This is a genomic window from Streptomyces sp. NRRL F-4489 (assembly GCF_001509485.1).
GTDB lineage: Bacteria > Actinomycetota > Actinomycetes > Streptomycetales > Streptomycetaceae > Streptomyces.
Genome location: NZ_LLZI01000062.1, coordinates 1 through 10276 on the forward strand (window position 1 = coordinate 1; position 10276 = coordinate 10276).

Annotated in this window: 10 protein-coding genes; 9 read left to right on the forward strand and 1 reads right to left on the reverse strand. The window is 71.7% G+C overall.

Annotated elements, in window-relative coordinates; all coding sequences use genetic code 11:
* The first annotated feature begins 69 nt into the window (after positions 1-69).
* From ADL22_RS07640 to ADL22_RS07675, 8 genes are all read left to right on the forward strand, one after another.
* Positions 70-1848, forward strand: a complete 1779-nt coding sequence (locus ADL22_RS07640) for an L-aspartate oxidase (protein WP_066975035.1) — start codon at positions 70-72, stop codon at positions 1846-1848.
* Positions 1845-2885, forward strand: a complete 1041-nt coding sequence (gene nadC / locus ADL22_RS07645) for a carboxylating nicotinate-nucleotide diphosphorylase (protein WP_066975037.1) — start codon at positions 1845-1847, stop codon at positions 2883-2885. The genes ADL22_RS07640 and nadC overlap by 4 nt, the downstream gene beginning before the upstream one ends.
* 4 nt (positions 2886-2889) lie before the next feature.
* Positions 2890-3687, forward strand: a complete 798-nt coding sequence (locus ADL22_RS07650) for a type III pantothenate kinase (RefSeq protein WP_066975039.1) — start codon at positions 2890-2892, stop codon at positions 3685-3687.
* 177 nt (positions 3688-3864) lie between these two features.
* Positions 3865-4572, forward strand: coding sequence for a hypothetical protein (locus tag ADL22_RS07655; protein WP_066975041.1), 708 nt, complete (start codon positions 3865-3867; stop codon positions 4570-4572).
* Between the two features lie 63 nt (positions 4573-4635).
* Positions 4636-4815 carry a hypothetical protein gene (locus ADL22_RS07660; protein ID WP_066975043.1) on the forward strand — a complete coding sequence of 60 codons (180 nt, stop codon included), beginning with the start codon at positions 4636-4638 and terminating at the stop codon, positions 4813-4815.
* Positions 4816-5034: 219 nt separating this feature from the next.
* The gene (locus ADL22_RS07665) at positions 5035-5529 is read left to right on the forward strand and encodes a BlaI/MecI/CopY family transcriptional regulator (protein WP_066975045.1); all 495 of its coding nucleotides are present in this window, start codon (positions 5035-5037) and stop codon (positions 5527-5529) included.
* A gap of 9 nt (positions 5530-5538) precedes the next feature.
* Entirely contained in the window at positions 5539-6057 is a 519-nt protein-coding gene (locus tag ADL22_RS07670; protein ID WP_066975047.1) for an amino-acid N-acetyltransferase, read from the forward strand.
* Positions 6058-6214: 157 nt separating this feature from the next.
* Positions 6215-6547 carry a histone-like nucleoid-structuring protein Lsr2 gene (locus ADL22_RS07675; protein WP_066975049.1) on the forward strand — a complete coding sequence of 111 codons (333 nt, stop codon included), beginning with the start codon at positions 6215-6217 and terminating at the stop codon, positions 6545-6547.
* Here ADL22_RS07675 and ADL22_RS36005 read toward each other — a convergent pair.
* Positions 6478-7158 (reverse strand): SCO3374 family protein, encoded by a 681-nt coding sequence (locus ADL22_RS36005; protein ID WP_079063919.1) that lies wholly within the window; start codon positions 7156-7158, stop codon positions 6478-6480. The two genes, ADL22_RS07675 and ADL22_RS36005, sit on opposite strands and share 70 nt — an antisense overlap.
* Before the next feature lie 497 nt (positions 7159-7655).
* Between ADL22_RS36005 and ADL22_RS07680 the strand changes: the two genes are divergently transcribed.
* Complete coding sequence (locus ADL22_RS07680) at positions 7656-10178, forward strand: ATP-dependent Clp protease ATP-binding subunit (protein ID WP_066975051.1); 2523 nt, start codon at positions 7656-7658, stop codon at positions 10176-10178.
* The last annotated feature ends 98 nt before the right edge of the window (positions 10179-10276 follow it).

Genomic DNA, 10276 nt, shown 5'->3' on the forward strand with positions numbered 1-10276 from the left:
CCCCAAAGCCCAGCCCCCCACCCGCAAAACGCCCACCACCCCACCCCAAGGTCCCCTCGGAGCGGCCCGATGAGCGCTACCGGAACGGCCGGCGGTACCGCCGGCATACGTCTCACCGCCCCCGCGCCCGGGTGGTCCATCGCGGCGGACGTCGTCGTCGTGGGCTCGGGCGTCGCCGGGCTGACCGCCGCGCTGCGCTGCGCCGCGGCCGGCCGCCGGACGGTCGTCGTCACCAAGGCGCGGCTGGACGACGGCTCGACCCGGTGGGCGCAGGGCGGTGTCGCCGCCGCCCTCGGGGAGGGCGACAGCCCCGAGCAGCATCTGGCCGACACCCTCGTCGCCGGCGCCGGGCTGTGCGACGAGGAGGCCGTGCGGGCGCTGGTCACCGAGGGGCCGGACGCCGTGCGCCGGCTGATCGCGGCCGGGGCGCGCTTCGACACCGCCCCCGGGAGCGACGAGATCGCGCTCACCCGGGAGGGCGGCCACCACCGCCACCGGATCGCGCACGCCGGCGGCGACGCCACCGGGGCCGAGATCTCCCGGGCGCTGGTCGCCGCGGTCCGCGACGCGGGCCTGCGCACCATCGAGAACGCGCTGGTCCTGGACCTCCTGACGGACGCCGAGGGCCGCACCGCCGGCGTCACCCTGCACGTCATGGGCGAGGGCCAGCACGACGGCGTGGGCGCCGTGCACGCCCCGGCGGTGGTGCTCGCCACCGGGGGCATGGGGCAGGTGTTCTCCGCGACCACCAACCCGCCGGTCTCCACCGGAGACGGGGTCGCCCTGGCGCTGCGTGCCGGGGCGGAGGTGTCCGACCTGGAGTTCGTGCAGTTCCACCCGACCGTGCTCTACCTGGGGCCGGAGGCCGAGGGCCAGCAGCCGCTGATCTCCGAGGCGGTGCGCGGCGAGGGCGCCCACCTGGTGGACGCCGCCGGCACGCGCTTCATGGTGGGGCAGCACGAACTCGCCGAGCTGGCCCCCCGGGACATCGTGGCCAAGGCGATCATGCGCCGCGCCCAGGAGCAGGGCACCACGCACATGTACCTGGACGGCCGCCACTTCGGCCCCGAGATGTGGCAGCGCCGCTTCCCGACGATCCTGGCCGCCTGCCGGGCGCACGGCATCGACCCGGTCACCGAGCCGATCCCGGTCGCCCCGGCGGCCCACTACGCCTCCGGCGGCGTCCGCACCGACCTGCACGGCCGGACCACCGTCCCCGGCCTCTACGCGTGCGGTGAGGTGGCCTGCACGGGCGTGCACGGCGCCAACCGGCTGGCCTCCAACTCCTTGCTGGAGGGGCTGGTGTTCGCCGAGCGGATCGCCGCGGACATCGCCGCCCGGCTGCCGGCCGCCCAGGCCCCCGCCCCGGTGGAGGCCCGGTCCCCGCTGCCCCTGCTGGCGCCGGAGGCCCGTACCGCCGTCCAGCGGATCATGACGTCGGGTGCCGGGGTGCTGCGCAGCGCGGACAGCCTGGCCGGGGCGGCCGACGGCCTCGAACGGCTCCACAGGGAGGCCGTGGAGGCCGCGGAGGCCGTCCGGGCCGCCGGCCCCGCCGCCGACTCCGCCAAGCCCCCCGTGCCCGGTGTGGAAGCCTGGGAGGCGACCAACCTGCTGTGCGTGGCCCGGGTCCTGGTGGCCGCCGCCCGCCTCCGGGAGGAGACCCGCGGCTGCCATTGGCGCGAGGACCACCCGGACCGCGACGATGCCACCTGGCGGCGCCACTTCCGCATCACCCTCGGTGCGGACCGCTCCCTCGCCGTCCAGTCCACCCGGACCGCCGGCTTCCCGCCGACCGCCGGCCCGACCCCTCAGTCCGTCCCCACTCCCGATTCGGAGCCCAGCCCGTGAGCAGCACCCCCGACGACCTCCCCCTCCTCCAGATCGGCCGGCCCGGCGCCGCGCCCGCCGTTTCCGCCGGCGGCGGCTGCGGTGACGCCTGCGGCTGCGCCGGTGACGGCGACGCCTACGAGCTGGACCCGCTGAACTGCGGGCTCGACCCCGACCTGGCCGCCCTCCTGGTGGCCGCGGGCCTCGACCCCGTCCAGGTGGAGGACATCGCCCACATGGCCATCGAGGAGGACCTCGACCAGGGCGTGGACGTCACCACCGTGGCCACCGTCCCCGAGGACGCCGTCGCCACCGGCGACTTCACCGCCCGCGAGGACGGCACGGTCGCCGGGCTGCGGATCGCCGAGGCGGTGCTGTCCGTGGTCTGCACCGACGAGTTCGCCGTCGAGCGGCACGTCGAGGACGGCGAGCGGGTCACCGCCGGCCAGAAGCTGCTGTCCGTCACCACCCGCACCCGCGACCTGCTGACGGCCGAGCGCAGCGCCCTGAACCTCCTCGGCCGCCTCTCCGGCATCGCCACCCTCACCCGCGCCTGGGCGGACGTCCTGGACGGCACCAAGGCCCGCGTCCGCGACACCCGCAAGACGACGCCGGGCCTGCGCGCCCTGGAGAAGTACGCGGTGCGCTGCGGCGGCGGCGTCAACCACCGGATGTCGCTGTCCGACGCCGCGCTGATCAAGGACAACCACGTCGTGGCCGCCGGCGGCGTCGCGGAGGCGTTCACCGCCGTGCGCGGCGAGTTCCCCGGGGTGCCCATCGAGGTGGAGGTCGACCGGCTCGACCAGATCCCGCCCATCCTGGCCGAGGGCGCCGACCTCATCCTCCTGGACAACTTCACCCCGGAGCAGACCCGGGAGGCGGTGGAGCTGGTCGCCGGCCGCGCGGCCCTGGAGTCCTCCGGCCGGCTCACCCTGGACAACGCCCGCGCCTACGCGGAGGCGGGCGTCGACTACCTGGCCGTGGGCGCGCTCACCCACTCCGCCCGGGTCCTCGACATCGGGCTGGACCTGCGCGAGAGCGACGACGAGAGCCGCTGACGCCATGCTGCTGACCATCGACGTAGGCAATACGCACACGGTCCTGGGCCTGTTCGACGGGGAGGAGATCGTCGAGCACTGGCGGATCTCCACCGACGCCCGGCGCACCGCCGACGAACTGGCGGTGCTGCTCCAGGGCCTCATGGGCATGCACCCGCTGCTCGGGGAAGAACTGGGCGACGGCATCGAGGGCATCTCCATCTGCTCGACGGTCCCCTCGGTCCTCCACGAGCTGCGCGAGGTGACCCGCCGCTATTACGGGGACGTGCCCGCCGTCCTGGTGGAGCCGGGCGTCAAGACCGGCGTGCCGATCCTCATGGACAACCCCAAGGAGGTCGGCGCGGACCGGATCATCAACGCGCTGGCCGCCGTCGAGCTGTACGGCGGCCCGGCGGTCGTCGTGGACTTCGGCACCGCGACCACGTTCGACGCGGTCAGCGTCCGCGGCGAGTACGTGGGCGGCGTGATCGCCCCGGGCATCGAGATCTCCGTGGACGCGCTGGGCGTCAAGGGCGCCCAGCTCCGCAAGATCGAGCTGGCCCGGCCGCGCAGCGTCATCGGGAAGAACACCGTCGAGGCGATGCAGTCCGGCATCCTCTACGGCTTCGCCGGCCAGGTGGACGGCGTGGTGCAGCGGATGGCCCGGGAACTGGCCGACGACCCCGACGACGTGACGGTGATCGCGACCGGCGGGCTGGCCCCGATGGTGCTCGGCGAGTCCTCGGTGATCGACGAGCACGAGCCCTGGCTGACGCTGATCGGCCTGCGCCTGGTCTACGAGCGGAACGTCGGGCGGCTCTGAGGGCGGCTCCGGCGGCGGCCTGACGGGAGCGCGGCGGAGGGTGCGCGCCCGGTGCCCACTGGGGCGCCCGTGTGACGCGCGCCCCGCTGCCGCGCCACCGTTCACGAATTAAGCGGCTTTTGTCCGAATCGGTCGTAAAGTCGCCGCATGCCAATGCCATACGGACCCCGCGGCGGCATGGCCTTCGGCGCCGATGAGTTGCGTGTGCTCCGTCGCGCCCTCGCCCATGCCCTCCAGACGACCTCCCCCGCCGTCCCGCCGGCCCCCCTCGGGCCGGACCGGGCACAGGACGTCCAGGAATACCTCCGGCTGGCCGAGGCGGTGGACGAGGCGGTCCGCGAAGGCGCCCGCCTGCGCGCCTTCCTGCTCGCCGACCTCGCCCGCTACCGCGCCGCCCTGCCCGGTGCCGCCACCGGCTACCTCACGCGGCTCCAGGAGGCGCTGGCGGCCGGCCACGTCCCCGGTCCCGACGACCTCGCCGCGCTGCGCTCGCTGCTCGCCCGGCCCGCCACCGAGGCCGAACGCAAACGCCGCGGCGCCCTCCTGCGGCACTGCGAGCGGCTCGCCGAACACTCCGTACGGGCCCGGCTGCGCGCGCTCCCCGGCGGGCGCTGCGGCCCGGTCCCGGACGTCCCGCCGGGCGGCCGTACGACGGCCCGGCCGCGACCGGCCGGAACCGGCCACCGCGGCGGCCCGGACGCCGCCTCCGGGCCGGAGCCCGAGCGGGAGCCCCGGAGGGAGCCGCGCCCCGCCCCTCGCAGGGAACCGGCCAAGCCCGCGCCCGGCCCCAAGGGCCCGCGGCCCGACCGGCCCATCCCCACCCCGGGCGAGGTCTTCCCGCCCCGCCGCAAGCCCGCGCCGCCCCCGGAGACCCGCACCGCCTGAGCGCTGCGTACCCTGGCTTCCGTATTAGCCGCGGGCTCACGCCTTGAAGGAGGCCCCCACGCCATGGATTACGTCGCAGCGCTGCTTCCGCCCGTCGTGATGGCAGTGGCCTTCACGTGCCTGATCGTCACGATCGTCAAGAGCCAGGGCGGGGCGAACAAGGCCAAGGAGGACGCGGCCGTCGACGACGCGTTCGCGCGCGCCGAGGCCGCCGGGCAGGAGCCCAAGGCGTTCGGCGCCTGAAGCACCCCCGGGGGCGCGCCTCCTCCGATGGCCCCCTGAAGCGTCACCGCACCGCCGCCTTTTCCGGCGGCCGTCGCACCACGTACGGCCCGGGATTGACCGTCCCGGGCCGTACCGCCTTTTTCCCGGCCAAACGCAACGAGATCAACGGGCATTCACGACATCTCCCACTATTCTTCTTGTGTGCCGAGACGCTTGGGTGATCTGGAAGACGCGGTCATGACGCGGGTCTGGGAGTGGAACCGCCCGGTCACCGTTCGGGAAGTCCTGGAGGATCTCCAGAAGGAGCGGTCGATCGCCTACACAACGGTCATGACCGTATTGGACAACCTCCATCAGAAGGGCTGGGTCCGCCGCGAAGCCGAAGGCCGCGCCTATCGATATGAGGCGGTCTCCACTCGCGCCGCCTACTCGGCCGCACTGATGAACGAAGCGTGGTCCGCCAGTGACAACCCCGCGGCCGCACTCGTCGCCTTCTTCGGCATGATGTCGCCGGAACAACGGCAAGCCCTGCGCGATGCCGTCCGCATGGTGCAGGCCGACGACCCCGAGCACGACGGAGAAGAACACACCGCCGCCCGGGAAGGCTCCCGGGAAGGGCAACGGGAAGAGCGCCGGGAAGCGCCCCGCGAAGAACAGCCGCCCGCCGCCGGTGAAGCCCCGGCCGGCACCGGAGATGAACCCGGAGCGGAGGCCGGCCGCACGGAGCGATAGCGTCCGGGCATGCCAGCGCATTCAAAAGGGCTCACCGTCCGCCGCGCCCGGACCGGCGATGTCCCGGCCGTACGCCGCCTCATCGACGCCTACGCGCGCGAGGGGATCCTGCTCGACAAAGCCACCGTCACGCTTTACGAGGACATCCAGGAGTTCTGGGTCGCCGAGCGGGACGAGGACGCCGAGGTCGTCGGCTGCGGCGCCCTGCACGTCATGTGGGAAGACCTCGCCGAGGTCCGCACCCTGGCCGTGGACCCCGCGCTGCGCGGCGCCGGCGTCGGCCACCAGGTCCTCGCCAAGCTGCTGGCCACCGCCCGGTGGCTGGGCGTGCGGCGCATTTTCTGCCTCACCTTCGAAGTCGACTTCTTCGCCAAGCACGGCTTCGTCGAGATCGGCGAGACGCCCGTGGACGGGGATGTCTACAGCGAACTGCTGCGTTCCTATGACGAGGGCGTCGCGGAGTTCCTGGGCCTCGAACGAGTGAAGCCCAACACCCTGGGCAACAGCCGCATGCTTCTGCACCTGTGATCAGCGTTCTATGTCCGAATCGCTCCCCTATCTCATGGCTACGGAAGCATGCGTTCCCCGCTGTGCGGGCAAGTGAACCCTACCCAAGGGTTTGTGTTTTTCCCGGAAAAGCGGTTTGCTTTCCGTCGTAATCCGCATTCGATGAAAGGGAAACCTGGTGGCACAGAAGGTTCAGGTTCTTCTTGTCGACGACCTCGACGGTGGCGAGGCGCACGAGACGGTGACGTTCGCTCTCGACGGTAAGTCCTACGAGATCGACCTCTCCGACGCCAACGCGGAGAAGCTCCGCGAGTCGCTGGCCGAGTTCGTGAAGGCCGGCCGCAAGACCGGTGGCCGTTCCGCGGGCCGCGGCAAGGCCCGTCCGGCTTCCGGCGGCGCGCAGGACACCGCGAAGATCCGCGCCTGGGCGAAGGAGAACGGCTACAACGTCAATGACCGCGGCCGGGTCCCCGCCGACATTCGCGAGGCATACGAGAAGGCCAACGGCTGAGCGCCGCAGGCGCGATCCGATTGACCATTACGAGCACGACCCAACCGGGCCCGGTGGCATTCCGTCGCCGCCGCGCTCACGAGCCGTACGAGGTCGGGGGCGCCCCCACCGTCCCCGATTCCTGCCCCGATCCCCGTGGCGGGCAGGGAATCGAGTGCCTCGTACCCAGGCCGGGGAGGCCGCACCCAGCCCGCGGCCTCCCGCGCGCCGAAGCCGCCTGAGGGGCGGCACCCCGAGGGCGGCGCCGGCGCCGGCATCCGCCCCCCGGGCCCGCGTGCCGTGAGGTCCGCCGCGAGCGTGCCCCACTCCAGCCACTCCAGGATTCCCGGCAGCTCCTCCGCGCCGCCCGGCGCGATGAGCAGGAGCAGTTTCGGCCGATCCTGCGGGCGCTTCCCGCCGTGTGCGGGCCGCAGCAGCGCCACCGGGCCGGGGTACGGCAGCCGCCGCAGCACGGCGCGCCCCGCGTCGGCGGGCATCTCCAGGACGTCGAAGCGGACCCCGGTCAGCAGCTCCACCGGCTCGGTGCCGGTGGTCGGCCAGTGCAGCTCCTCCTCGTACCACCGGCGTACGGCGGCGAGGGGCGAGCGGGGTCGCGGAAGGGCGCGGGGCATGCCCGGTGCAACTCCCGACCCGGCGGAAGGTTACGTTGGGTGTGCGGAGCATTGCATTCCGTATAAGGCGGCGGGGAGTGCGGAAGCATCGCGGGGCGCGCGGTTGTTCGCCCGTAGCGGAGGGAAAAGGCCCGCGCCGCATGGAGTGTCAGTGGCAGCGGGTAAGAAGGTCTCAGTGGGAAGAGACGCTGTGACCGGCGCACGGAGCAGTTCGCCGCCGCCTTCGGAGGGCGGCGGGCGGTGTGTCGGCGAGGGGCGCGTTCGCCACGGGCGTAGTGGCGGCATGCGTATATGCCTGGCCTGCGGGAACATCGTCTCGCACCATCGAGTTGGAGCAGATGTCAGCTGTTCGGCAGTAAATTTCCCCGTCGGAGCGGGGTGATCCGGACGGGTGTCGGCAGTTGGAATGAGCTGTCCCGCCCTGCGGGACTAGCATGCGGAAGGACAGGGAGGGGACCGACCCCTTACTGCCTGACCGCTCTGAGGAGCGATTAACGATGTTCGAGAGGTTCACCGACCGTGCGCGGCGGGTTGTCGTCCTGGCTCAGGAAGAAGCCCGGATGCTCAACCACAACTACATCGGCACCGAACACATCCTCCTGGGTCTGATCCACGAGGGTGAGGGTGTCGCCGCTAAGGCCCTGGAGAGCCTCGGCATTTCGCTCGAGGCGGTCCGCCAGCAGGTGGAGGAGATCATCGGCCAGGGCCAGCAGGCCCCGTCCGGTCACATCCCCTTCACTCCCCGTGCCAAGAAGGTCCTGGAGCTGTCGCTCCGCGAGGCCCTCCAGCTCGGCCACAACTACATCGGCACCGAGCACATCCTGCTCGGCCTGATCCGCGAGGGCGAGGGCGTCGCCGCCCAGGTCCTCGTCAAGCTGGGCGCCGACCTGAACAGGGTCCGGCAGCAGGTCATCCAGCTGCTCTCCGGCTACCAGGGCAAGGAGGCCGCCACCGCCGGCGGCCCCGCCGAGGGCACGCCCTCGACCTCCCTGGTCCTGGACCAGTTCGGCCGCAACCTCACGCAGGCCGCCCGGGAGACCAAGCTCGACCCGGTCATCGGGCGCGAGAAGGAAATCGAGCGGGTCATGCAGGTCCTGTCCCGCCGTACGAAGAACAACCCGGTCCTCATCGGCGAGCCCGGCGTCGGCAAGACGGCGGTCGTCGAGGGCCTGGCGCAGGCCATCGTCAAGGGCGAGGTGCCCGAGACCCTCAAGGACAAGCACCTCTACACCCTCGACCTCGGTGCCCTGGTCGCCGGCTCCCGGTACCGCGGTGACTTCGAGGAGCGCCTGAAGAAGGTCCTCAAGGAGATCCGCACCCGCGGCGACATCATCCTGTTCATCGACGAGCTGCACACCCTGGTCGGCGCGGGCGCCGCCGAGGGCGCGATCGACGCCGCCAGCATCCTCAAGCCGATGCTGGCCCGCGGCGAGCTGCAGACCATCGGTGCGACGACGCTGGACGAGTACCGCAAGCACCTGGAGAAGGACGCGGCCCTGGAGCGCCGCTTCCAGCCCATCCAGGTCGCCGAGCCGTCGCTGCCGCACACCATCGAGATCCTCAAGGGCCTGCGGGACCGCTACGAGGCGCACCACCGGGTGTCCATCACGGACGCCGCGCTGGTCGCCGCCGCCACCCTGGCCGACCGCTACATCTCCGACCGCTTCCTTCCGGACAAGGCGATCGACCTGATCGACGAGGCCGGTTCCCGGATGCGCATCCGCCGGATGACCGCGCCGCCGGACCTCCGCGAGTTCGACGAGAAGATCGCCGACGTGCGCCGCGAGAAGGAGTCCGCGATCGACTCGCAGGACTTCGAGATGGCCGCCGGCCTGCGCGACAAGGAGAAGCAGCTCCTGGCCGCGAAGGCGAAGCGGGAGAAGGAGTGGAAGGCCGGCGACATGGACGTCGTCGCCGAGGTGGACGAGGAGCTGATCGCCGAGGTCCTGGCCACGGCCACCGGCATCCCGGTCTTCAAGCTCACCGAGGAGGAGTCCAGCCGGCTCCTGCGGATGGAAGACGAGCTGCACAAGCGCGTCATCGGCCAGAAGGACGCCATCAAGGCGCTCTCGCAGGCCATCCGCCGCACCCGCGCCGGTCTGAAGGACCCCAAGCGCCCCGGTGGCTCGTTCATCTTCGCCGGCCCGTCCGGTGTCGGTAAGACCGAGCTGTCCAAGACGCTCGCCGAGTTCCTGTTCGGCGACGAGGACGCGCTGATCTCCCTCGACATGTCGGAGTTCAGCGAGAAGCACACGGTCTCGCGCCTCTTCGGTTCGCCCCCCGGCTACGTGGGCTACGAGGAGGGCGGCCAGCTGACGGAGAAGGTGCGCCGCAAGCCGTTCTCGGTCGTCCTCTTCGACGAGGTCGAGAAGGCCCACCCGGACATCTTCAACTCGCTGCTGCAGATCCTGGAGGACGGTCGCCTGACCGACTCCCAGGGCCGGGTCGTGGACTTCAAGAACACGGTCATCATCATGACCACCAACCTCGGCACCCGGGACATCTCCAAGGGCTTCAACCTGGGCTTCGCCGCCCAGGGCGACGTCAAGACCGGCTACGAGCGGATGAAGGCGAAGGTCAACGAAGAGCTCAAGCAGCACTTCCGGCCCGAGTTCCTCAACCGTGTCGATGACACCGTGGTCTTCCACCAGCTGTCGCAGGAAGACATCATCCAGATCGTCGACCTGATGATCGCCAAGGTGGACGAGCGGCTGAAGGACCGCGACATGGGCCTCGAGCTCAGCGGCGAGGCCAAGTCGCTGCTGGCCAAGCGGGGCTACGACCCGGTGCTCGGCGCCCGTCCGCTGCGCCGCACGATCCAGCGCGAGATCGAGGACGCCCTCTCGGAGAAGATCCTCTTCAACGAGCTGCGTCCGGGCCACATCGTGGTCGTCGATGTCGAGGGTGAGGGCGAGGCCGCCAAGTTCACGTTCCGCGGCGAGGAGAAGTCGGCGGTGCCGAGCGCTCCGCCGGTGGAATCGGCGACGGGCGGCGCGGGTCCTAACCTGAACAAGGACTAAGGGCTGATGGCCTGACAGCCTGAGTCGAACGAAGCCGCCCCGGGACCGCAATGCGGTTCCGGGGCGGTTTTTTGTTGCGTTCGGTTAGGGGCGGGGGC

Coding starts and splice junctions, on each gene's coding strand:
- ADL22_RS07640 (WP_066975035.1), top strand. CDS start 70: ATGAGCGCTACCGGAACGGCCGGCGGTACCGCCGGCATACGTCTCACC.
- ADL22_RS07650 (WP_066975039.1), top strand. CDS start 2,890: ATGCTGCTGACCATCGACGTAGGCAATACGCACACGGTCCTGGGCCTG.
- ADL22_RS07655 (WP_066975041.1), top strand. CDS start 3,865: ATGGCCTTCGGCGCCGATGAGTTGCGTGTGCTCCGTCGCGCCCTCGCC.
- ADL22_RS07660 (WP_066975043.1), top strand. CDS start 4,636: ATGGATTACGTCGCAGCGCTGCTTCCGCCCGTCGTGATGGCAGTGGCC.
- ADL22_RS07665 (WP_066975045.1), top strand. CDS start 5,035: ATGACGCGGGTCTGGGAGTGGAACCGCCCGGTCACCGTTCGGGAAGTC.
- ADL22_RS07670 (WP_066975047.1), top strand. CDS start 5,539: ATGCCAGCGCATTCAAAAGGGCTCACCGTCCGCCGCGCCCGGACCGGC.
- ADL22_RS36005 (WP_079063919.1), bottom strand. CDS start 7,158: ATGCCCCGCGCCCTTCCGCGACCCCGCTCGCCCCTCGCCGCCGTACGC.
- ADL22_RS07680 (WP_066975051.1), top strand. CDS start 7,656: ATGTTCGAGAGGTTCACCGACCGTGCGCGGCGGGTTGTCGTCCTGGCT.